This window comes from Haliea sp., from assembly GCF_040221975.1.
In the GTDB taxonomy this organism is placed as follows: Bacteria; Pseudomonadota; Gammaproteobacteria; order Pseudomonadales; family Halieaceae; genus Haliea.
Map to the genome: position 1 here is coordinate 202,824 of NZ_JAVJWR010000033.1, position 23,278 is coordinate 226,101.

The 23,278-nt window shown below is 64.4% G+C and carries 20 protein-coding genes; 18 read left to right on the top strand and 2 right to left on the bottom strand.

Annotated features, from left to right (window positions below; genetic code table 11):
* Nucleotides 1-71 precede the first annotated feature (71 nt).
* From leuC to RLO07_RS16065, 18 genes are all read left to right on the top strand, one after another.
* Nucleotides 72-1,505 (top strand): 3-isopropylmalate dehydratase large subunit, encoded by a 1,434-nt coding sequence (gene leuC, locus RLO07_RS15980; RefSeq protein WP_462293142.1) that lies wholly within the window; start codon nt 72-74, stop codon nt 1,503-1,505.
* Nucleotides 1,502-2,161 carry a 3-isopropylmalate dehydratase small subunit gene (gene leuD / locus RLO07_RS15985; RefSeq protein WP_462293143.1) on the top strand — a complete coding sequence of 220 codons (660 nt, stop codon included), beginning with the start codon at nt 1,502-1,504 and terminating at the stop codon, nt 2,159-2,161. Before leuC ends, leuD begins: the two co-directional genes overlap by 4 nt.
* Nucleotide 2,162: 1 nt before the next feature.
* Nucleotides 2,163-3,242 carry a 3-isopropylmalate dehydrogenase gene (gene leuB, locus RLO07_RS15990; protein WP_462293144.1) on the top strand — a complete coding sequence of 360 codons (1,080 nt, stop codon included), beginning with the start codon at nt 2,163-2,165 and terminating at the stop codon, nt 3,240-3,242.
* A gap of 28 nt (nt 3,243-3,270) precedes the next feature.
* Nucleotides 3,271-4,296: an aspartate-semialdehyde dehydrogenase gene (locus RLO07_RS15995; protein WP_462293145.1), complete on the top strand. Its 1,026-nt coding sequence runs from the start codon at nt 3,271-3,273 to the stop codon at nt 4,294-4,296.
* Between the two features lie 110 nt (nt 4,297-4,406).
* Complete coding sequence (locus RLO07_RS16000; protein ID WP_462293146.1) at nt 4,407-6,773, top strand: FimV/HubP family polar landmark protein; 2,367 nt, start codon at nt 4,407-4,409, stop codon at nt 6,771-6,773.
* Entirely contained in the window at nt 6,766-7,611 is an 846-nt protein-coding gene (truA, locus tag RLO07_RS16005) for a tRNA pseudouridine(38-40) synthase TruA (RefSeq protein ID WP_462293147.1), read from the top strand. Before RLO07_RS16000 ends, truA begins: the two co-directional genes overlap by 8 nt.
* A 61-nt stretch (nt 7,612-7,672) precedes the next feature.
* Nucleotides 7,673-8,290, top strand: a complete 618-nt coding sequence (locus tag RLO07_RS16010) for a phosphoribosylanthranilate isomerase (RefSeq protein WP_462293148.1) — start codon at nt 7,673-7,675, stop codon at nt 8,288-8,290.
* A gap of 21 nt (nt 8,291-8,311) precedes the next feature.
* On the top strand, nt 8,312-9,532 hold the full coding sequence (trpB, locus tag RLO07_RS16015; RefSeq protein ID WP_462293149.1) for a tryptophan synthase subunit beta: 1,221 nt from the start codon (nt 8,312-8,314) through the stop codon (nt 9,530-9,532).
* 13 nt (nt 9,533-9,545) lie between these two features.
* Nucleotides 9,546-10,367 carry a tryptophan synthase subunit alpha gene (trpA, locus tag RLO07_RS16020; protein WP_462293150.1) on the top strand — a complete coding sequence of 274 codons (822 nt, stop codon included), beginning with the start codon at nt 9,546-9,548 and terminating at the stop codon, nt 10,365-10,367.
* A 95-nt stretch (nt 10,368-10,462) separates the two neighbouring features.
* Entirely contained in the window at nt 10,463-11,413 is a 951-nt protein-coding gene (gene accD, locus RLO07_RS16025) for an acetyl-CoA carboxylase, carboxyltransferase subunit beta (RefSeq protein WP_462293151.1), read from the top strand.
* Nucleotides 11,406-12,683, top strand: a complete 1,278-nt coding sequence (locus tag RLO07_RS16030; RefSeq protein WP_462293152.1) for a bifunctional folylpolyglutamate synthase/dihydrofolate synthase — start codon at nt 11,406-11,408, stop codon at nt 12,681-12,683. Before accD ends, RLO07_RS16030 begins: the two co-directional genes overlap by 8 nt.
* 3 nt (nt 12,684-12,686) lie before the next feature.
* Nucleotides 12,687-13,310, top strand: coding sequence for an SPOR domain-containing protein (locus RLO07_RS16035; RefSeq protein WP_462293153.1), 624 nt, complete (start codon nt 12,687-12,689; stop codon nt 13,308-13,310).
* Nucleotides 13,311-13,427: 117 nt separating this feature from the next.
* Nucleotides 13,428-13,940, top strand: a complete 513-nt coding sequence (locus RLO07_RS16040; RefSeq protein ID WP_462293154.1) for a CvpA family protein — start codon at nt 13,428-13,430, stop codon at nt 13,938-13,940.
* Between the two features lie 18 nt (nt 13,941-13,958).
* The gene (gene purF / locus RLO07_RS16045; RefSeq protein WP_462293155.1) at nt 13,959-15,482 is read left to right on the top strand and encodes an amidophosphoribosyltransferase; all 1,524 of its coding nucleotides are present in this window, start codon (nt 13,959-13,961) and stop codon (nt 15,480-15,482) included.
* A 6-nt stretch (nt 15,483-15,488) separates the two neighbouring features.
* Nucleotides 15,489-16,688 carry an O-succinylhomoserine sulfhydrylase gene (locus RLO07_RS16050; RefSeq protein WP_462293156.1) on the top strand — a complete coding sequence of 400 codons (1,200 nt, stop codon included), beginning with the start codon at nt 15,489-15,491 and terminating at the stop codon, nt 16,686-16,688.
* 21 nt (nt 16,689-16,709) lie between these two features.
* Nucleotides 16,710-17,639 (top strand): AAA family ATPase, encoded by a 930-nt coding sequence (locus RLO07_RS16055; protein WP_462293157.1) that lies wholly within the window; start codon nt 16,710-16,712, stop codon nt 17,637-17,639.
* Between the two features lie 8 nt (nt 17,640-17,647).
* Nucleotides 17,648-18,640, top strand: a complete 993-nt coding sequence (locus tag RLO07_RS16060) for a DUF58 domain-containing protein (RefSeq protein WP_462293158.1) — start codon at nt 17,648-17,650, stop codon at nt 18,638-18,640.
* Nucleotides 18,637-20,661 (top strand): transglutaminase TgpA family protein, encoded by a 2,025-nt coding sequence (locus RLO07_RS16065; protein WP_462293159.1) that lies wholly within the window; start codon nt 18,637-18,639, stop codon nt 20,659-20,661. Before RLO07_RS16060 ends, RLO07_RS16065 begins: the two co-directional genes overlap by 4 nt.
* Here the strand turns inward: RLO07_RS16065 and RLO07_RS16070 are convergent.
* The gene (locus RLO07_RS16070; RefSeq protein WP_462293160.1) at nt 20,658-21,941 is read right to left on the bottom strand and encodes a flavohemoglobin expression-modulating QEGLA motif protein; all 1,284 of its coding nucleotides are present in this window, start codon (nt 21,939-21,941) and stop codon (nt 20,658-20,660) included. The two genes, RLO07_RS16065 and RLO07_RS16070, sit on opposite strands and share 4 nt — an antisense overlap.
* A complete protein-coding gene (locus RLO07_RS16075) occupies nt 21,938-23,140 on the bottom strand; it encodes a GNAT family N-acetyltransferase/peptidase C39 family protein (RefSeq protein WP_462293161.1) in 1,203 nt (400 codons plus the stop codon). The genes RLO07_RS16070 and RLO07_RS16075 overlap by 4 nt, the downstream gene beginning before the upstream one ends.
* Nucleotides 23,141-23,278: the final 138 nt, after the last annotated feature.

Genomic DNA, 23,278 nt, shown 5'->3' on the forward strand with positions numbered 1-23,278 from the left:
AATAAATTTGAGTTATCTGATGGTCAAGTTTATTATCGGGACATTGCAATCACTGGCAGGCGAGGGTTCTCATGGCCGGGCTGACACTCTACGACAAACTCTGGCGCAACCACCTGGTTGAGCAACGGGACGACGGTTCCGCCCTGATCTATATCGACCGCCACTTGATTCACGAGGTGACGTCGCCGCAGGCTTTCGAGGGGCTGCGCCTGGCCGGGCGCAGACCCTGGCGTCTGGACGCCAATCTGGCGGTGCCGGACCACAACGTGCCGACCTCGGCGGCGGAGCGCGCCGGCGGCGTCGCCGGCATTGTCGACGAGATCTCGCGCCTGCAGGTACAGACTCTGGACGACAACTGTCTCGCCTTCGACATCACCGAGATTCCAATCAACGATCTGCGGCAGGGGATCGTACATGTGGTTGGACCCGAGCAGGGCGCAACCCTGCCCGGCATGACCGTGGTCTGCGGCGACTCCCACACATCGACCCATGGCGCCCTCGGGGCCCTGGCCCACGGTATTGGCACCTCCGAAGTTGAACACGTGCTGGCGACCCAGTGCCTGGTGCAGCAAAAGATGAAGAACATGCTGGTACGCGTGGATGGACAGCTGCAGCCGGGGGTTACTGCCAAGGACGTGGCGCTCGCCATCATCGGCCAGATCGGCACCGCCGGCGGCACCGGTTACGCCATCGAGTTCGGCGGTGAGGTGGTCCGCGCCCTGAGCATGGAGGGACGCATGACCCTGTGCAACATGTCGATCGAAGCCGGCGCCCGCATGGGCATGATCGCGGTGGATGAGACCACGCTGGACTACGTGCGCGGCCGCACCTATGCCCCGACGGATGGATTGTGGGACGCGGCCGTCGCCGCCTGGGCCGATCTGCACAGCGACGCCGATGCCCAGTTCGACAAGGTGGTCACCCTGCAGGGAGAGGACATCCAGCCGCAGGTGACCTGGGGTACCTCGCCGGAGATGGTGCTGCCCGTCGGCGGCATCCTCCCGGACCCGACGCAGATGGACAACGCCTCCCGCCGGGAAGGCACCCGTCGGGCGCTGGAGTACATGGGCCTGCAGCCGGGCATGGCGATTACCGATATCCATCTGGACCGCGTGTTCATCGGCTCCTGTACCAACAGCAGGATCGAGGACCTGCGTGCCGCCGCCGCGGTGGTGCAGGGCAAGCACATTGCCGCCAGTATCAAGCAGGCGCTGGTGGTGCCGGGCTCCGGCCAGGTCAAGGCCCAGGCCGAAGCCGAGGGCCTGGACAGGATCTTTCTCGACGCCGGCATGGAGTGGCGCGAGCCGGGCTGTTCCATGTGCCTGGCGATGAACGCCGACAAACTCGGCGCCGGAGAACACTGCGCGTCCACCTCCAACCGCAATTTCGAGGGGCGTCAGGGGATCGGCGGCCGCACCCATCTGGTGAGTCCGGCGATGGCCGCCGCGGCAGCCATTGCCGGCCATTTTGTCGATGTACGCAGCCTGCAGGAGACTGACGCATGAAAAGCTTTACCGTACTGGAGGGCCTGGTGGCGCCGATGGACCGCGCCAATGTCGACACCGACATGATCATTCCCAAGCAGTTCCTGAAGTCGATCAAGCGCAGCGGCTTTGGCCCCAATCTGTTCGATGAAATGCGCTATCTCGACGAGGGCCAGCCTGGTCGCGACAACAGTCAGCGGCCGCTGAACCCGGATTTCCCCCTCAACCATGCCCGCTACCGGGGTGCCTCCATTCTTCTGGCGCGGGAAAACTTCGGCTGCGGCTCCAGCCGCGAACATGCGCCCTGGGCGCTGGAAGACTACGGCTTTCGCTGTATTATCGCCCCCAGCTTCGCCGACATTTTCTACAATAACAGTTTCAAGAACGGCATCCTGCCGGTGGTACTGCCGGCCGAGCAGGTGGAAGAGCTTTTTGCCGCGCTGTACGCGGAGCAAGGCTACCGGCTCAAGGTGGACCTTGGGCGGCAACAGGTTGAGACCCCGAGCGGCGAGGTGATGCGCTTCGAGGTGGACGCTGCGCGCAAGCATTGCCTGTTGCAGGGCCTCGACGACATTGGCGTCACTCTGGAGAGCGCAGGTGCCATCCGCAGCTTTGAGCAGCGCTGGCGACAAAGTTCGCCCTGGCTGTTTGATGCAATCGGACGGGAGCAGCGCTGAGATGAGCAGAAAGATCCTGGTATTGCCGGGCGACTACATCGGTCCGGAGATCATGGCGGAAGCTGTCACTGTGCTGGAAACGGTTGACCGCCGCTTTGGCCTCGACCTGGAGCTTGAGCATGGCCTCCTGGGTGGTGCGGCCCTAGATGAGCACGGGGTGCCCTTGCCGGAACAGACCCTGGCCAGCGCGCGGGCGGCGGATGCCATTCTGCTGGGTGCAGTGGGTGGGCCGAAGTGGGACAACGTCGAACGCCACCTGCGCCCCGAGCGCGGCTTGTTGGGCCTGCGCTCGGCGCTGGAATTGTTCGGCAACCTGCGCCCGGCGATTCTCTACCCGCAGCTGGCTGCGGCGTCGAGCCTCAAGCCCGACATTGTGGCGGGACTGGATATCCTGATCGTGCGCGAGTTGACTGGCGGCATCTACTTCGGTGAGCCGCGCGGCATCCGCACGCTGGAAAATGGCGAACGCCAGGGTTTCAACACCTACATCTACAGCGAATCGGAAATCCGCAGGATTGGTCACCTGGCCTTCCAGCTGGCCCGGCAGCGCAGCCACCGCGTCTGCTCGGTGGACAAGAGCAACGTGCTCGAGGTCACCGTGCTCTGGCGCGAGGTCATGGAGGAGGTGGGCAGGGAGTATCCAGATGTGGAGTTGAGCCACATGTACGTGGACAACGCCGCCATGCAACTGGTGCGGGCGCCGAAGCAGTTCGATGTCCTGGTCACCGGCAACATGTTTGGCGATATCCTGTCGGACGCGGCCGCCATGCTCACCGGCTCCATCGGTATGTTACCCTCGGCATCCTTGGACAAGAACGGCCGCGGGATGTATGAACCCTGCCACGGTTCAGCGCCGGACATCGCCGGGCAGGGCAAGGCCAACCCGCTGGCGACCATTCTGTCCGTGGCGATGATGCTGCGCTATACCCTGGCCGCGCCGGCAGCCGCGGCGGCGATTGAGGACGCGGTCAGCGCGGTTCTCGATCAGGGTTTGCGTACGGCGGACATTCACGGTGAGGGCATGACCCCGGTCTCGACCCGGGAGATGGGCGCGGCCGTGGTTGCCGCCCTGCAGGCCTGATCATTCACTCCGGAATACAGAGGTATTTATGAGCAAACTTTACGATGTCGCCGTTGTCGGCGCGACCGGCGCAGTCGGCGAAACCATGATGGCCATTCTCGAGGAGCGCAATTTCCCGGTAGGCACTCTCTACCCGCTGGCCAGCGCGCGCTCTGCGGGCAAAACCGTTACCTTTCGCGGCAAGCAGGTAAAGGTAACGGACCTCGCTGATTTCGACTTCAGCAAGGCGCAGATAGGGCTGTTTTCCGCCGGCGGCAGCATCTCGGAAGAGTTCGCGCCCAAGGCTGCTGCAGCGGGCTGCGTGGTGATCGACAACACTTCCCACTTCCGCCGCGACGAGGACATCCCGCTGGTGGTGCCGGAGGTAAACCTGGAGGCGTTGGCGGGGTATGCCACCCGCAATATCATTGCCAATCCCAACTGTTCCACCATCCAGATGTTGGTGGCGTTGAAGCCGATTTACGATGCGGTCGGTATCGAGCGTATCAATGTCTGCACCTACCAGGCAGTTTCCGGTACGGGCAAGGAGGCCATCGAAGAGCTGGCCGGGCAGACCGCGCGCCTGCTGAACGGCAAGGAAATCGAGTGCGAGGTCTATCCGAAGCAGATCGCCTTCAACGTGCTGCCCCATATCGACGTCTTCCAGGACAACGGTTATACCCGGGAAGAGATGAAGATGGTGTGGGAGACCCAGAAAATCCTCGGCGACAGCAGCGTCCAGGTCAATCCGACCTGCGTTCGCGTGCCGGTGTTTTTCGGTCACTCCGAGGCCGTGCATATCGAAACCGCCGAGAAAATTTCCGCGGCAGATGCGCGCAAGCTGCTTGCGGCCTTCCCCGGTATTACCGTGCTGGATGAGCACGCCGATGGCGGTTATCCGACTCCAGCCACGGATAGTGCTGGCAAGGACCCGGTTTTTGTCGGCCGGATCCGCGAGGATATCTCCCATCCGCGGGGCCTGAACCTGTGGGTGGTATCCGACAATGTGCGCAAGGGCGCAGCCCTGAACAGTGTGCAAATTGCCGAGGCACTGATCAGTACTTATCTTGATTAAAAACTTGCGTTAAAACATACTTCGGGTATCTTCAGAAGCGTCATACAGGGGCTGGGACCGAGGGGAGACCGGCTTGAGTGATGCCAGGGGAAGGATAACAAGGCGTGTTTATGGCTCGTAAGAAACGTTTGGCAGCAGCACTGGTGTCCCTGGGTTGTCTGCAAGCGGGGTCGGCATGGGCCCTCGGCCTTGGCGAATTGACCCTGCAGTCCTTTCTCAACGAACCGCTGAAAGCGCGCGTCAGCCTGCTGGACATCGGCAACCTGCACGAAGACCAGATCCGTGTTCGCCTCGCCGCCGAGGAAGATTTTGACCGGCTGGGCATTGATCGCGCGTATTTCCTGACCGGCGTGAAATTCGAGGTCGACATTGACGGCAGTGGTCGCGGGGTGATTGTGCTCACCTCCGAGGACCCGGTACTGGAACCCTATCTGGATTTCATCGTCGAAGCGCGCTGGCCCTCCGGGCGCCTGCTGCGCAATTACACGGTGCTGGTCGATCCGCCTGCCTTCGATACGCGGTCCCCGGTGGTCTCGGCGACTGAGAGAGTGGCGGCTGTCGAGGGCGCCCCGGCTGGCACCGAGGAAAAAAAAACCGGGAGTGAAGCCGAGGGTACCGGCACCCGGGTGAGCACGCGCGAGTCCGAGCTGGCTCCCGGCGCCATGCCCCGGCGCGGTTTCAACGCCGACACGGCTGCCGAACCCGCCCCCGGTGCCCGCTACATGATCCGCCGCGACGAGACCCTCTGGACCATTGCCCAGCGGGCCCGTCTGGAGGGCGTTTCCGTACAGCAGACCATGCTGGAAATTCAACGCCTGAATCCGGATGCCTTCATTGATGGCAATATCAACAGGATCAAGGCGGGATTCATCATCTACCTGCCGGCGTCCGGTGACATCAGCGAGGCCGATGTGGAGGCTGCCCTGGCCGCTGTACGGCAGCAAAATGAAGACTGGCGTACCGGGCGCGCTTCAGCACCTGCCACTGCCGGCCCGGCCCTGCGAATTTCGTCCGGAGAGGAAGCCGGGCCCGAGCAGGATGCGGTTGCGCCCGGGCAGCAGCGACCCTCCGTAAACGCGGACACCTTGGACGAATTGCAACGCTCCGAGCGCGAGCGAGCGGAACTGGGTCAGCGCGTCGCCGCGTTGGCCGAGCGCCTGGAAACCCTGGAGCGGGTTGTTGAGCTGAAGGATGCGCAGATCGCCTCCCTGCAGCAGGCGCTGGCGGCCGCCGAGAGCGGCGCGACACTGCCCGGTGATACGGGCGCGGATTCCGACCCGGCCGGAGCAGAGCAGCTCGCCCTGGATCCTGCGCCCGCAGCACCTGCTGCCCCGACTCCTGCGACCACAGTCGCACCCGCTCCAGCCGCAACTCCCGCCGCCGCGCCGGGCCCAGCAGACGGTGGCTCTGGGAGCTGGCTGTACATTGCCGGTGGTGTGCTGCTGGCGGGCTTGCTCGGGCTACTGTTCTGGCGTCGGCGCCAGGCGGATGCGGATGCGGGTGATGCAGGTGATGCGGTTGCAGTCGGTCTCACGCCGCGTCCCGCCGAGCGCAAGCAGTCGCGGGAGGATGCTTTCGCGGATATCCAGCTGCGGGACTCGGAGCTGGATCTGGACGAAGACGACAGCGCGCCTGCGGCTTTGGCCGCTGGCACGAGCGCTGTCGCTGCCGCGCCTGCCGTCACTGAGGACGAAAATCTCGAGCCGGCCGCCACCGGTCAGCGTGGTTACGGCGAACGCAAACATGACCAGTATGCATCGGATGTCGAGGCCGGGGACGCCCTCGCCGAGGCGGATATTTATATCGCCTATGGCCGTTATACCCAGGCGATTGACCTGGTGCGCAAGGCGCTGCGTTCAGATCCCGGCAACACTGCCTACCGCCTCAAGCTGCTGGAGCTGGCTATTGAAACTGGCGATCAAAGCGAAGCCGAGACCCAGCTTGCCGAGCTGAGGCGCAGCGGCGACAGCGACGCCATCGCCAGGGCGGAGGCCATTTCCGCCAGCAAGTTGTCTGCTGCCAACCCCTATCTTGAGGACATCGAAGCAGCCGCCGAGGAACCAGAACCCGAGCCAGAACCCGAGCCGGCGCCGACGCCAGCAGCGGCTCCCGCGGAAGACCTCAGCGGCGAGCTGGCGGACCTCGCCGATCTTGGCTCAGTCGACGGCCGCGATGAGCTCGTCCCCTCGGTAGATCACGAGCCCGACTTTCTCGGTCTCGAGATCGAGGACAGTCCGGTGGAGGAGCTGGACGTGTCGGCGGAATTTGACCGGAACCGCGGGCGCAGCGACAGCAGCGACGACGACTTTGTCTTCGCTGACGATGGCGACCCACTCTCCACCAAGCTTGACCTGGCTCGCGCCTATATAGACATGGGCGATGACGATGGCGCGCGCCAGATCCTCGAAGAGGTCGTGGCAGAGGGTAGCGACGAGCAGCAACAGGACGCGCGGGAGCTGCTCGACAGACTTGGCTGAGCAGAGTGAAGGGCGGATCTTCTCTACGGATCCGCTGCCCCCCGGTACCCGCATCGCCTGCCGCGTCGAATATGACGGCAGTGCCTACAACGGCTGGCAGGCCCAGCCCCATCCCGGTTCTGTCACGGTACAGCAAACACTCGAAGCAGCGTTGTCAGAGATAGCCGCGGCACCGTTGCGCGTCCACTGCGCGGGACGCACCGACAGCGGCGTGCACGCTCACGCCCAGGTGATTCACTTCGATGCGCCCACGGCGCGCAGTCGCAAGGCATGGGTCATTGGCAGCAACAGCTGTCTGCCCCCTGACATCAGGGTGCACTGGGCACAGCCTGTGTCCGAAGATTTCCACGCACGCTTCTCGGCCCTGGCCAGACGCTATCGCTATGTGATTGCCAACACTGCCATCCGCCCGGCATTGCTGGGGCGGCAACTCAGCTGGCAGCGTTATCCACTGGATATCGGGCGCATGCATGCTGCGGCCCGGTTTTTGCTGGGTGAGCAAGACTTCAGCGCTTTTCGCGCCGCGTCCTGCCAGTCCAGCACCCCCTATCGCTGCGTCGATCACTGCGAGGTCACTCGGCGCGGGGATCTGGTGGTCATCGATATCCAGGCCAACGCTTTCCTGCACCACATGGTACGCAACATTGCTGGCAGCCTGATGGCCGTCGGTATCGGCAGCAGGGAGCCGGTCTGGATAGAGGAGCTGCTGGCCGGCCAGGACCGAACCCGTGCCGCCGATACCGCGTCAGCCACTGGCCTGTACCTGGTCGATGTGGTCTACCCGGAGCGCTTCGACCTGCCGGCTACGTCACCGGGGCCTTTGCTGCTGGGGACCTGAAGACACTGCCCCCCGGGTTCTGCTATCATCCCGGCCCTTCAGCAAGCGATAGCCAGCGCCCGTGTCACGAACCCTTGTCAAGATTTGCGGCATTACCAGCAGCGCCGATGCCCGGGCCGCCTGTGAGGCGGGGGCGGACGCTCTGGGCCTGGTGTTTTACGCGCCCAGCACGCGCTGCGTGACCCCCGAGCAGGCGCGCGAGATCGTGGCGGCGGTGCCGCCCTTTGTCGCGATTGTGGCACTGTTTGTTGATGAGACGGTGGCAACAATCCAGCGCATCCTCGAGTGCGTATCCGTAGACTGTATCCAGTTCCACGGTGCCGAGACGCCGGCGTTCTGTGACCAGTTCCAACGCCCCTACCTCAAGGCGCTGCGGATGCGCCCCGGCGTTGATATTGGCGAGGTGGCCAGTGGCTACAGCAGTGCCCGTGGACTGTTGCTGGATAGCTGGCAGCCCGGCGTTCCCGGAGGCACCGGCCAAACGTTCGACTGGACGGCCATTCCCGCGGTGTTGCCGCGGCCGCTGGTACTGGCCGGGGGGCTCGACGAGCACAATGTCGCCGCTGCCATCGCCGGTGTCGGACCGGCCGCGGTGGACGTCAGCGGTGGCGTCGAGAGCGCACCGGGCATCAAGGATGCGGGAAAGATGCGGCGCTTCATTGCTGCCGTACGTGGCTAAATTTTTTCAGGGGAGCAGACCATGACCACGGAAATGACCAGCAGGATATTTGCGTCAGTGCCTGACGCCGAGGGCCGCTTCGGCGTCTACGGTGGCAAGTTTGTCGCCGAGACCCTGATGTCCGCACTGGCGGAGTTGGAGGCACTGTACCGGGAACTGTCGCAGGATGCAGGGTTCCAGCGCGAACTGGACGAGGATCTGGCGCACTATGTCGGGCGTCCCTCTCCCCTCTATGAGGCCCGCCGTTGGTCCGACCGCGTTGGCGGTGCCCGCATCTACCTCAAGCGCGAGGATCTCAATCACACGGGTGCTCACAAGGTCAACAACACTGTGGGGCAGGCCCTGCTGGCCAAGCACATGGGCAAGCGGCGGGTGATTGCCGAGACCGGCGCCGGCCAGCACGGCGTAGCTACCGCCACGATCGCCGCCCGCCTCGGCCTCGAATGTCACGTTTTCATGGGCGAGGAAGATGTGCGCCGCCAGGCGCTCAACGTATACCGGATGAAACTGCTGGGCGCCACCGTGGTGCCCGTTACCTCCGGTTCGCGCACCCTGAAGGATGCGATGAATGAGGCCATGCGCGACTGGGTCACCAATGTCGACGATACTTTCTACATCATAGGTACCGTGGCCGGCCCGCACCCTTACCCGATGCTGGTGCGCGATTTCCAGTGCGTGATTGGTCGCGAAGCGCGGGCCCAGTCCCTGGCCAGGACCGGGCGTTTGCCCGATGCCCTGGTGGCCTGCGTCGGCGGTGGCTCCAATGCCATAGGCCTGTTTCACCCCTTTCTCGAAGATGAAAGCGTGGTCATGTACGGTGTAGAAGCCGGCGGCCATGGCGTTGCCAGCGGCGAACACGCCGCGCCGCTCACCGCGGGCACCCCCGGCGTGCTGCACGGCAATCGCACCTACCTGATGCAGGACGAGGATGGCCAGATCATGCACACCCACTCGGTGTCAGCGGGCCTGGACTATCCGGGTGTCGGTCCCGAGCACGCCTGGCTCAAGGATATCGGCCGCGTCAACTATGTCACCATCAATGATGACGAAGCGCTGCGTGCGTTCCACGACCTGACCCGCACCGAGGGCATCATGCCCGCTCTGGAGAGCGCCCACGCGCTGGCCTATGCGGAAAAACTGGCCGCGACCATGACCCCGGAGCAGCACATTATCATCAACCTCTCGGGGCGGGGCGACAAGGACATTCACACGGTCGCCGATATCGACGGCATAGATTTCTAAGGAGAAGGCAGTAGTGAGCAGAATAGCTGGACGCTTCCAGCAGTTGGCAGCCCAGGGTCGGAAGGCGCTGGTTCCCTATATCGTGGTCGGCGATCCGGAGATGGCGCTGACGGTACCGCTGATGCATGCCCTGGTGGCGGCCGGAGCGGACATCATTGAACTGGGAGTGCCGTTCTCCGACCCCATGTCCGAGGGCCCGGTTATCCAGAAGGCCCACGAGCGGGCGCTGGCCAACGGTGCGCGCCTGCGCGATGCCCTGGACATGGTGCAGAGTTTTCGTGAGCAGGATGCGGAGACGCCGGTAGTGCTGATGGGCTATGCCAATCCGGTCGAGCACATGGGCCATGGCGTCTTTGCCGATCGTGCGGCAATGGCCGGTGTCGACGGCCTGCTGACCGTGGATATCCCGCCGGAGGAAGTGGCCGCTGTCAACGCCGAGCTGCATCGGGTAGGCATGGACAATATCTTCCTGATAGCGCCGACCACGCCCTCGGCACGGATCAAGGCTATCGTCGAGCAGGCCAGTGGTTTCGTCTACTACGTGGCACTCAAGGGTGTAACCGGCGCCGGCAATCTCGACGCCGCCGACGTTGCCGAGCACCTGACGCGAATCCGCACGCACACCCAGTTGCCGCTGGCCGTAGGTTTCGGTATCAAGGACGCGGCATCTGCCCGCCTCGTTGGCGCCAGTGCCGACGGCGTGGTGGTGGGTAGTGCGCTGGTGGACTGCATTGCCCGCGCCGCCAGCGAGGGTGCCGATCACGACGGACTGCTGCAGGCAGCATCGGCGCTGGTGGCAGAGATCCGTGAGGGATTGGACGGCATCGCGCCCTAGACTCTGCCTCCGGAAATGGACTGTCGATATTTGGGAGCCAGGGTACTAGTTGCTGCCGCACAGGTTTATAATGGTGTCACCAAACGGGAGATGCCATGAGCTGGATTGACAAGATACTGCCGTCCGGAGTGCGCAAGGAGGAGGGCGAACGGCGCTCCAGCGTACCCGAGGGGCTGTGGAAAAAATGTGTCAAGTGCGACGCGGTGCTGTACCGGCCGGACGTCGAACGCAATGACGATGTCTGCCCCAAGTGTGACCACCACATGCGCATCGGTGCGCGCCGTCGGCTGGACATTTTTCTCGACAAGGAAGGCCGCGAAGAAATCCTGGCCCACATCGAACCGCTCGACCGTCTCAAGTTTCGCGACAAGAAACGCTACCGTGATCGCATTGCGGCGGCGCAGAAATCTACCGGTGAAAAGGACGCGCTGGTGGCGATGCGCGGCACCCTGGAGGGTCTGCCGATTGTTTGCGTGGCTTTCGAGTTCGCGTTCCACGGCGGCTCCATGGGGTATGCCGTCGGGGAAAAATTCACCCGGGCAGCGCAACTGGCGCTGCAGGAATCCATTCCCCTGGTATGCTTCTCTGCCTCCGGCGGCGCGCGCATGCAGGAAGCGCTGATCTCGCTGATGCAGATGGCCAAAACCAGCGCTGTTATCGAGCGCATGAAAATCGCCCGGGTACCCTACATTTCGGTGATGACCGATCCGATCTATGGCGGCGTCTCCGCATCGCTGGCGCTGCTGGGGGACATCAATGTCGCCGAGCCCGATGCCCGCGCCGGGTTTGCCGGGCCCAACATCATCGAACAGACGATCCGCCAGAAGTTGCCCAAGGGTTTTCAGCGCAGTGAATTCTTGCTGGAACACGGCGCTATCGACATGATCGTGCACCGCAATGACATGCGCGATACGCTGGCGCGGTTGCTGGCGAAACTGACCGGGCAGGAACTCGTGGCGGCAACAGCCGACGAGGATGAAGAAGATGCCAGCAGTGCGGATTCAGAGGAGCCGGTCGAGTTCAATCCCGACAACCGGGATGACTGAGTCTGCGCTGGCCGTCTGGCTGGCACGTCTGGAGGCGCTGTACCCGCAACCCATCAAGCTGGGCCTGGACCGCGTTGCGGCTGTCGCCAACACCCTCGGCCTGCTGCCGGTGAAGGTACCCGTGGTCACAGTGGCTGGCACCAACGGCAAGGGTTCGGTGGTTGCCGCGCTGGAAAGCCTTTTGCACCGGTCCGGTGTTGTCGCCGGCGTTTACACGTCACCTCATTTGCTGCGCTTCAATGAGCGTATCCGCATCAATACAGAGGAAGCAGGGGACGCGGAAATTGTCGCGGCACTGGAGGATGTTGAAGCGGCACGCGGCGAGATTTCCCTGACCTACTTTGAATACACGACTCTGGCCGCGTTGCTCCTGTTCCGCTCCCGCGCGGTGGAGGTGGTGGTACTGGAGGTCGGGCTTGGGGGCCGCCTCGATGCGGTCAACATTGTCGACCCGACGGTTGCGGTGATAACCAGTATCGCCCTGGATCATCAGGACTGGCTGGGCGACAACCTGGACCAGATCGCGCGGGAAAAGGCGGGCATCCTGCGCTCCGGCAAACCAGCGGTCATTGCGACGAGGGAGCCGGCGGGGCTGCTGGCAGCGGTCGCGGCTAGCGCTGCGGATGCGCGCTGGCTGGGGCAGGAATTCGGTTTTGTGCCGGTGGGCGAGGGTTGGGGGGGGTGGTTGCAGACGAGTACCGGGGGGCGTCGGCAACTGCCTGTCATGAACAACGCAGCCCTGCTGCCGGCCAATATCTGCGCCGCACTACAGGTGCTGGAGTTGCTGGACCGGCCTGCCTCCGATGCGGATATCGCGGCGGTGATTCCGGGGCTGCAGCCACCGGGACGCAGGCAGCGGTTGACGGTGTCCGGCCTGGATCTGATTCTGGACGTGGCACACAATCCCGCAGCGGTTAACAAATTGGTTGAGTTTATAGACATAACTCCATGTAATGGAAAGACTATTGCTGTTTTTTCTGCCATGGCAGACAAGGATATCAAGGCAATGATCGAAGCTGCCGGTGAACGCTTTGGCGCCTGGTTCCTGGCCGACCAGCCGGGCAATGCACGCGCTGCTCCAGCCGCTGACATTGCGGGCTTGCTGCGCGGCGCCGGGCAGGGGATGATCAGTGTCAGCAAGAACCTGCGCCAGGCCCTGGCCCGCGCCCGCAGCGTGCTGGCGCCCGGGGATCGGCTGGTGGTATTCGGGTCCTTTCATACGGTAGCAGCGGCAATGAGTTGGCTGGCAAAGGAGCAGGGGAAGGGATAACAGGTGAACGATATCCTCAAGCAGCGACTGGTCGGCGCCCTGATTCTGATAGCTCTCGGCGTCATCTTCTGGCCGATCATCTTCGTCGATCCCGACCAGGGTACAGGGATGGAGGAGTTGCGTATCCCGCCGCGGCCGCAAGTAGATGAGACACCGATCGCGGCTCCGGACCCTGCCGGCCTGCGCGGCTCCCCGGAACTGGAATACAACGAGGCGGAATTCGCCGATCCCGTGCTTGCAGAGGCAGAATCCCGGGAGTTCAGCGAACCTGTGCCTGCAGAGAGCATGTCTCCGGTCCCGGCATCGGAGCAGCCTTCTGCCGTGCCAGCGCCGGGTGCGACCCGCACCGAGCGACCGGAGCAGCCAGTGATTGACGCCCAGGGCGTGCCGGTGGCCTGGATGCTGCAGGTTGCCAGCGTCAGCAGCGCCGAAAAAGCGGAACAGCTGCGCCAGCGCCTGGAGGCCCGTGGCGAGAAAGCCTGGGTGGCCCCGGTCGCGATCGACGGCCGCACCATGTACCGGGTCAACGTGGGGCCCAAATTCGAGCGCGCCCGGCTGGAGGCGCTGCAATCCGGCATTGACGCCGAGTTTGGTGTCAACTCCCTGGTCAAGCGCTATCTGCCCTAGTGCGGGCCATCCTGGTGCGGGCCCCGTGATTTCCCGACTTTCCTTCAGTGGACACCGCCGCTCTGCTAGAATGCGCCGCGCGGGCTACAGGAACCAGAGGGCAGGGCAGGGATGTTGATGCTGGATGCATTTACCTGGGTGGATTGGGTTGTGGTTGCGATCGTTGCCCTGTCCACGCTGCTGAGCCTGCTGCGGGGTTTCACGCGCGAGGCCCTGTCCCTGCTGGGATGGATTGCGGCGTTCGTCATAGCCTATGTGTTCGCCGGTGAACTGGCCTCGCGCATGACCGGGCTAGTCAGCAATATCACGGCGCGCTATATCACCGCCTGGCTGCTGCTGCTGGTTGGCGTGTTGCTGGTCACAGGGCTGCTGAGCATGCTCATGGCACAGATGGTAAGAGCCACGGGTCTCGGTACCCTGGACCGGCTCCTGGGTACCATCTTTGGCTTTGCCCGCGGTGTCATCATCGTGTTGGTGTTGGTGTTCCTGATTCGGGAACTGCTGCCGCCGCGGGACCAGGTCTGGCTCTACCAGGCCCATTTGATGCCACAAATCGATGCCCTGCTGAACTGGGCAATGCAAATGCTGGGGCAGCTGAATAGCGATCGGCTGTCGGCAATCAGGACTTGAAAACGAGGTGTATACTGGATGTGCGGGCTGGTTGGACTGGTAGGCACGGGCGATGTCGGGCCAGATATTTATGATGCTCTGACGGTGCTGCAGCACCGCGGCCAGGACGCAGCAGGGATCATGACCTGTCGCGGTGGTCGCTTCAATCAGCGCAAGAGTGAAGGCCTGGTACGGGACGTGTTCCGACAGGATCACATGCAGCGGCTCAAGGGTCCCATGGGCATTGGCCACGTTCGCTACCCCACTGCAGGCAGCTCCGGGCCGGCACTGGCGCAACCGTTCTACGTCAACTCTCCCTACGGTATCGCCCTGGCCCACAACGGCAACCTGACCAATTCCGATCAGCTGACCCGGGAGCTGTTTCAGGACGACCTGCGCCACCTTAACACCGACTCCGACTCCGAAGTGCTGCTCAACGTTTTTGCCCACGAACTGCAGACTCTGGGCAAACTCAGTCCCGGCGCCGATGACATTTTCCAGGCGGTAAGCGCGGTGCACCGGCGCTGTCGCGGCGGCTATGCCGCGGTGGCCCTGGTGGTGGACTACGGCGTGGTCGGTTTCCGCGATCCCTTCGGTATCCGCCCGCTGGTGGTCGGGCAGCGCGAGACGCCTGACGGCAACGAGTACATGCTTGCCTCCGAGAGTGTTGCGCTCGATGTCCTCGGCTTTCGCCTGATCGACGACGTCGCGCCCGGGGAAGCGGTTTTTATCGACGCCAATGGCAAGCTGCACCGGCGCCAGTGCGCCACCAACCCACAGCTCAGTCCCTGCATCTTCGAACACGTGTACTTTGCACGCCCGGATTCGCTGATGGACGGCGTGTCCGTGTACAAGACCCGGATGCGCCAGGGCGAGGCCCTGGCCCGCAAGATCCTGCGCCTGCGCCCCGACCACGATATTGATGTGGTGATTCCCATCCCCGATACCAGCCGCATTGCCGGTCAGGCGCTGGCTTCCGACCTGGGGATCAAGTTCCGCGAAGGTTTCATGAAAAATCGCTATATTGGCCGCACCTTTATCATGCCGGGGCAGAACCAGCGCAAGAAATCCGTGCGCCAGAAGCTCAACCCGGTACCGCTGGAATTCGACGGCAAGAACGTCATGCTGGTGGACGACTCGATCGTGCGCGGTACTACCTGCCGCCAGATTATCCAGATGGCGCGAGATGCCGGCGCCGCCAAGGTGTATTTCGCCTCCGCCGCGCCGCCGGTGCGCTATCCGAATGTGTATGGCATCGACATGCCGTCGGCGAGCGAGCTCATTGCCCACAATCGCAGTGTAGACGAGGTTTGCGAGTTGATCGGCGCCGACTGGCTGGTATACCAGGATCTCGAGGATCTGGTGCAGTGTTCCCGCTCCGGCAACAGGAAAACCTCTGGCTTTGACTGCTCGGTGTTCAACGGCGAGTACCTTACCGGCGATGTCGACCGCGCCTATCTCGACCGCATCGAAGCCCTGCGCAATGACGACGCCCAGACCCAGAGCCGCACCCAGTTGCTGGCCGAGGGCACGGTGGTCGGCATCCACAACGACGCCAGCTGAGGTCCCATGAGCAACCAGAGCGACGACCCGCTGGCGGCTGCCAAACCCGATACCCTCGCCATCCGCGCGGGGATTCACCGGACCGCCGAGGGCGAGCACTCGGAGCCGATTTTCACCACCTCCAGCTATGTATTTGACTCCGCGGCGGATGCCGCGGCGCGCTTTGCCGGCGACAGCCCCGGCAACGTCTACTCCCGCTATACCAACCCCACCGTGCGCAGTTTCGAGGAACGGCTGGCGGCACTGGAGGGCGGGGAGGCCGCGGTGGGGACATCCTCGGGCATGGCGGCGATACTCAGCACCTGCATGGCGCTGCTCGCTGCCGGCGACCACGTGCTCTGTTCCCGCGACGTCTTCGGCACCACCACCAACCTGTTTGCGCGCTACATGGCCAAGTTCGGGGTGGCGGTGGACTTCGTGCCGCTGCTGGCCCTGGAGCAGTGGCAGGCGGCCATGCGCCCGGAAACGAAACTGCTGTATATCGAGACGCCCTCGAACCCTCTGTGCGAGGTGGCGGATATTGGCCAGTTGGCGGACCTGGCCCACGCCGGTGGCGCCCTGCTGGTGGTAGACAACTGTTTTTGTACTCCGGCCCTGCAGCGGCCACTGGAACTGGGCGCGGACATCGTTATCCATTCCGCCACCAAGTACCTGGACGGCCAGGGCCGCTGCGTCGGCGGTGCGGTGGTTGGCTCCCGGGCGCTGATGAATGAGATGGTTGTCTTCATGCGCACCTGCGGCCCCACCATGAGCGCGTTCAATGCCTGGGTGTTCCTGAAGGGGCTGGAGACCCTGCGTCTGCGCATGGAAGCGCATTCGCGCTCGGCGCTGGATCTGGCCCGCTGGCTGCAACAACAGCCCCAGGTACGCCAGGTCTACTATGCGGGCCTGCCGAGCCACCCCGGTCACGCCCTGGCCAGCCGCCAGCAGCGGGCCTTCGGCGGAGTGCTGTCGTTTGAACTCCACGGCGACCGCGATGCGGCCTGGCGCTGTATCGACGCCACCCGCATCATGTCGCTGACGGCGAATCTTGGAGATGCCAAGACCACGATCGTGCATCCCGGCACCACCACCCATGGCCGCCTGACACCGGACCAGCGTGCGGAGGCGGGCATCAGTGACAGCCTTATCCGTATCGCCGTGGGACTGGAGGATGTGGAGGACCTGCGCGCGGACTTGCAGCGCGGGCTGGAGGCGGTTGGCTGACACAGCCGCGGGAGTGTAGACATGGAGATACAGGCCGCAATTGACAGCGCGGTGGCGGAAGTCGGCACCGTGCTGCTGGGCAAGGAAGCACAGGTGCGCCTGGCGCTGTGCTGTCTGCTGTCCCGCGGCCACCTGTTGATCGAGGACCTGCCGGGCATGGGCAAGACCACGCTCTCCCACGCCCTCGCGGAAGTGCTGGGGCTGTCCTACAAGCGGGTCCAGTTCACCAGCGACCTGCTGCCGGCCGACATACTCGGCGTCTCGGTCTACAATCGCAACGATGCCAGCTTCAGCTTCCATCCCGGCCCCATCTTTACCCAGGTACTGCTGGCCGACGAGATCAATCGCACAACACCGCGCACCCAGAGCGCGCTGCTGGAGGCCATGGCCGAAGGCCAGGTGACCATCGAGGGTGAGACCCGGTCGCTGCCGGAACCGTTTTTCGTGATTGCCACCCAGAACCCGATCCACCAGTCCGGCACCTACCCGCTGCCCGAGAGCCGGCTGGACCGTTTTCTGATGCGGCTGCAGCTGGGGTACCCGGATCCACAGGCGGAGCGACAGATGTTCCTCAGCAAGCACTCCGGCCGGTTCAGCACCGCGCCGCTGCGCCGCTGCCTGACGCCGGAGCAATTGCGCGAATTTCGGGCAGCGGTAGCCGGGGTGCATGTCGCAGAGACCTTGCTGGACTACCTGCAGCGCCTGGTGGCGTTTACCCGCCAGAGCCGGGAGTTCGCTGTCGGCCTGTCGCCACGGGGGGCCCTGGCCCTGCTGGACTGTGCCCGCACCTGGGCCTTCATGGATGGCCGCAGCCACGTGGTCCCGGAGGACCTGCAGGCAGTGTTGGCGGCAGTGGCCGGCCATCGCCTGGTACCCAGCGGCGACTACGCCGGTGACGGCCAGGCGCTGGTGGATCTGCTCCAGCGCAGCGTGGACGTGATAGGGCGCTGAGCCCGGCGATGGCCGCTTCCGGCGAGGCGACAGAGCACGCCATCGACGCGCCGCGAGGTCGCTTCGGCCGCTGGCTGGAGCGGCGGATTCCGCCGGCCCGTTCGGTGACCCTGGATCAGCGCCGGATCTTCATCTTTCCCTCCCTGCCCGGGCTGTTCTTCGTCCTCCTGCTGTTGCTGATCCTGCTCACCGCGATCAACTACCAGAACAACATGGCCTACGCAGTAGCCTTTCTGCTCGCTACCCTGTTCATTGTTGGCATTCTCCACACCTACGCCAATTTGGCCGGCCTGAGCCTGCACGCGCTGGCTGCGAGCCCCGCCTTCCCGGGGCAGCAGAGCGAGTTCAGCCTGCGCCTGCAGCATGGCCGCCGCGCTGCCCACTACGGGCTGCGTCTGGCCTGGCCCCGGGGCGGAGATATTGAGGTCAGCCTGGACGACCGCGATAGCGCGGAGCTGCGGCTGTTCGTGCCGGTGGCAAGGCGCGGCTGGCACCACCCGGGACGCCTGTTGCTGGAGAGCAGCTACCCCCTGGGACTGCTGCGCTGCTGGACCTGGGTCGACCTGGACCTGCGGGCGCTGGTCTATCCGCAGCCGCTGGCCTCGCCGGAGCTTCCCGGAACCACCAGCGACAGCCCCGAGGGCGCAGCGGTAGCCGTCGCCGGCAGCGATGACTTCTACGGTTTCCGCGAATACCGGCCCGGGGACTCCCTGCGGCAGGTGCACTGGAAGGGACTGGCCAAGGGCCAGGCCCTGCAGAGCAAGCACTATGCCGCGTACACCGATCGCAGCGCCTGGCTGGACTGGGATGCGTTCCCCGGCATTCCACTGGAACAGCGCCTTTCCCACCTCTGTCACTGGGCGCTGGCATGCGAGCGCGGCGGCGATGACTACGGTCTGCGCCTGCCCGGAACGGAAATCCCCCCCGCCCGGGGCGAAGCACAGCTGGAACGGGTGCTGACCGCGCTGGCGCTGTTTGGTATCGGGGGGCAGCGGTCGTGAGTCCGCGCAGCGCTGCCGTCAGCCTGATTCCCCGCAACGCCCTGGTGTGGATTATCCTCAGCCAGTTCGCGCTGTTACTGCCCCACCTGGGGCGGTTGCCCGTATGGGTGGTATTGGTGTACCTGGTGACTGCAGTCTGGCGCCTGCTGGTGTACCAGGGGCGGGTATCCTACCCGGGTCGCTGTTCCCGCATCGCCCTGATCGGCGCCGGTTTTGCCGCCATCTTCCTGAGCTACGGCAACCTGCTGGGACTGGAGCCCACCGTCGCCCTGCTGCTGACGGCCTTCGCCCTCAAGTTGCTGGAACTGGTCAAACGCAAGGACGCCTACGTACTGATCTTCCTCGGTTACTTCATCTGTGTCACCGCCTTCCTGTTTACCCAGGATCTGCTGCTGGTGCTGTACTCCCTGTTTACCGTGCTGCTGGTGACTACCGCGCTGGTGGCCCTGCACCGGCCCGGTGAGCACCGCTTTCGCCTGAGCACCTTGCGCCTGCCGGCCCTGATGTTGGCGCAGGCATTTCCGTTGATGTTGGTGCTGTTCTTCCTGTTTCCACGTATTGGGCCGCTGTGGACGGTGCCGGTGAAGAGTCACGCCGCCAGGACCGGGGTCAGCGATTTCATGAAGCCCGGAGACATCTCCAGCCTGAGCCAATCCGACGAAGTCGCCTTCCGGGTGCAGTTCGAGGGCGAGATCCCGCCGCGCTCGGAACTGTACTGGCGGGGGCTGGTGTTCAGTGTTCTCGATGGCGGTGCCTGGCGCAGCCTGCGCTATCGCGAGCTGCCTGGGGAAGAGCTGCGGCCGCGGACCGTGGAACTGACGGGGCCGGAGCTGTCGTATTCGGTGCTGATGTTGCCCACGCAACAGAATTGGCTCTACAGCCTGCGCTACGCACGCTCGCAGCAGCCAGGCGTGATGGAGACCCCCGACTTCCGCCTGTATTCGCCGGTCGAGGTTGAGGACCAGCTGCGCTACACGGTCAGCAGTTGGCCACAGACCCTGCTGGAACCCGAGCTGTCATCCTGGCGCCGGCGCACAGAACTGGCACTGCCAGAGAGCGGCAATCCGCGTACTCGTGAACTGGCCCGGGCGCTGTACGCCAGCAGCGCCAACGACGCAGCATTTGTGGACGCAGTCCTGGCCCACTTCAATCGCGAGAACTTTGTCTATACCCTGCAACCGCCGTTGCTGACGGGTGCGCAGCCTATGGACCAGTTCCTGTTCGATACCCGGCGCGGCTTCTGCGAGCACTATGCCCACGCCTTCACCGTGATGATGCGTGCCGCCGGGGTGCCGGCGCGGGTCGTGGCGGGCTACCAGGGTGGGGAAATCAATCCGGTCAACGGCACGGTGATCGTGCACCAGTTCGACGCCCATGCCTGGGCCGAGGTGTGGCTGGAGGGGCGGGGCTGGGTGCGGGTGGATCCTACCGGTGCCGTGTCCCCGGATCGCATCGAACTGGGCCTGGAGCAGGCAGTGGCCGGGGAGGGCAGTTTCCTCGCCAATTCGCCGCTGTCGCCCCTGCGCTACCGGGGCGTGAACTGGGTCAATATGCTCAGGTTGCGCTACGACGCCGTGACCTATCGCTGGCAGAGCTGGGTCGTGGGCTTCGACAGTGCAGAGCAGTATCGGCTGCTGCAGGAACTGTTCGGCAGCGTACGCGCACGGACCTTCGTCATCATCGTGCTTGCCAGCGGTGCGCTGGTGCTGGTGCCGGTGGCCTGGCTGCTGCTGGGGCGGCATCGGCGGCGGCCGCTGGATCCCGCACAGCAGCTGTACCTGGCCTTCTGTGCCCGACTGGCCCGGCGTGGCCTGGAGCGCGAGCCTGGTGAAGGCCCGCGGGCGTTCTGCCGGCGGATCGCCGCTGTGGACCCGGCGCTGGGTCGCTGGGCACGGGAGTTTACCGAGGGCTTTGAACAGTTGGCCTACGCCGGCAGCATGCGAGACCACGGTGCCGGCCAGCAACAGCTGCGAAACCTGCGCCGGCAACTGCAGCGGATGCCGACGCCGGAAAAGCGCTAAAGCAGGGCGCCGTAGTCGGCCTGCAACTGGTCGAAGTTCAGGGAAGCGATAAAGCGCGAGAAACTCATCCAGGTGGCCAGACCCTGCAGGTCGGCAAAGTGAGGAGGTACGAAGCGGGGCGCTTCCACCACCCCCTCGTCGATCAGCAGGCGCCAGGTCTGGATGTCCTCGAGGGTAATCTTGCCGCAAAACAGCACTGGCAGGCTGTCGAGGCGGCCCTCGCTCATGGCCAGGCGAAGGAAATTGTAGGTCTGGACGAAGCCGCGCATGTAGGCCAGGTCCTTGGTGAAGGGCTTGCCCTCCGGGGTGCTGCCGCGGAACACCCGCATGGCAATGCTCCAGGCATCGTCCTCGCCCATGCCGTGGTCGCGGAGGTAGTGGAATACGTCGACGAAACTGGCGCCGTCCTCGGCCAGGGTCACCGCCCTGACACGGTTGATCAGCCGGTACAGGCGCGAGGGGCTGGAGCGCAGGGTCAGGATCTCGGTCAGTACCGCGAGCCCCTCCTGGGTGGTGGTGGCAGAGGGCGGCCCCTTGCCGAGGAAAGTGCAGGCCGGCTGGGCGCCACCGTTCAGCGTGGTACCCAGATGCACCCAGCCCTCGTGCACTTCCAGTACGTCGATGTCGAGACGATTGAAGCGGGCGTCGCTGCGGATCTTCAGGTAGTCGGAGCCGGCGGCGGCATCCGCCGTCATCTGGTCGTTGAGCAGGACCCGGATGCCGGCGTCCGGAAATACTTTCAGCAGTCGTTCATTCAGCATTTCCACCGCCCGCGCGGCGGGAATGTCCTTGGGCGACTCCTGCATGGAACGGTTTTGCAGCAGATTGGTGAGAGTGTCCTCCATCGCCGTGCCCAGGTCAGCCAGGGTCGGATCGCCGGCGTGGAATACATCCGAGGCGGATCCGTACAGGTCCACCGAGATGGTGCCGAAATCGGGCTCGCCCCGCGCCTCCAGCATCTGCACTACGCTCCGGTACTCCCGGCACATGCGGCGCATGATCTGGGCCAGGGGATTGAGCTGGCCCAGCTTGCGGGCGATGTCGCGCTCGATGTCCTGGAATTCCGCACGCTTGGCAGCGGGTTCGAATTCGAGGGGGTTTTTCTCGCGGTAATAGTCGCGGTCTATGCGCGGCAGTTCGCGGCAGCCGCGGGCAAAAAAATCCTTGCGCACCGCGCCGCTCCACTTGATGGCGTCGAGGATGCGGATTGGGCGCTGGGCCAGCACCATGCGCTCGGACAGCTGCCGCACCAGAGCGAGATAGTCGGGATCGGCACTCATGGCCTGGCCTTGCGCCGCCCCCTCGCCGCCTGTACCACCACCACCGCCCGCAGACGGCTACCGCCGAAGCGGCTCATGGCGGCAAAGTCGGCGCGGGCAATGGGCAGGTGCTGGCAGTCCAGTGGCGCCTTGTTGGCGTCCCGGGCCGCATTCGGGCTGCCGAGGTCATCCAGCTCCGGATCGTGGACATACAGGCAACTGTCATCGTAGCCGGACAGCACCACCCAGTGTGGCGCCTTCTTGCTGTCGAGGCGGTAGGTGGAGATCAGGATCAGGATATTGGCACCGGCGTCGAACAGCTCCACCAGCTGCTGCTGGTCGATGTCCTGGTAGTGCACGGGAATATCGTGGCGGTCGCACTGGACCACGAAAGCGTCGTGGACCAGGCTCATGACCCGTTTCTTGTTCTCGTCACGCACGCCCTCGAGGAACAGCGGGCCTACCGTGTTGACCCAGACTTCGCTGCGGAAGCCGCGGGCATTGGCGGCAATGGCCAGGCCCAGGGGGTGGCAACCGCCGTGGCCGGAAGTCATGAAAATGGTGGTGGCCTGGCGCCAGATATCGATTTCCTCCAGCGGCGTTGGTTCGTAGCTGCTATCCAGCCCTGCCATGGCCATCATCAACGACGCGGGACCGCAGGTGAAAGGCGTGGTCTGGGCCAGCCAGGGAATGGAGTGGGAATCGCCGCCGGGCTCGTAGGGGCGGATACACTTCTCCATGCGCAGGGCATCGCCGTGGTCCTCGTAGTAGTCATGGTAGAGGCCGAACTGGGTATAGCCAAGCTCCTGGTAGAGCGCAATCGCAGCGCGGTTGGTGCTGGCGACTTCCAGGCGCAGGTACAGGGCGCCGGTGGCGCGGGTGTCCAGCTCGGCCTGCTGCAGCAGCCGCCGCGCCAGCCCCAGACCCTGATAGTCTGGCGCCACCGCCAGCGAGTACAGCCGCGCCAGCCGCGTACCCTGGCGCAGCAATACCAGGCAGTAGCCGGCAAGGTCGGTACCTTCCCGCGCCACCAGGAACACGCAATCCCCGCGCCGCAGCCAGCGCTTGAAACTGCGCCGGGACAGGCGGTCGCTGCTGAAACAGGCGGCTTCGATCGCCAGCAGGGCCTCGAGGTCGGCGGGCAGCGCACGTTCTATGCTGATCCCGAGGCGCGGATCCGTGCGGGCTGTGGCAGGCTGTTTGACGCTGTGGGCAGGCATGTGTCATCCATTGGCGGAATTGCTTTAATATAGTGCCTGCGGCGGGTGCCTGTCATGGATCGCGTCGGCGCAGGTTGAAAACTACCAAACTGGCGCGGTAGTCTGTTGCCCAGGGCTGGCCGGTGGGAATTAGCACTT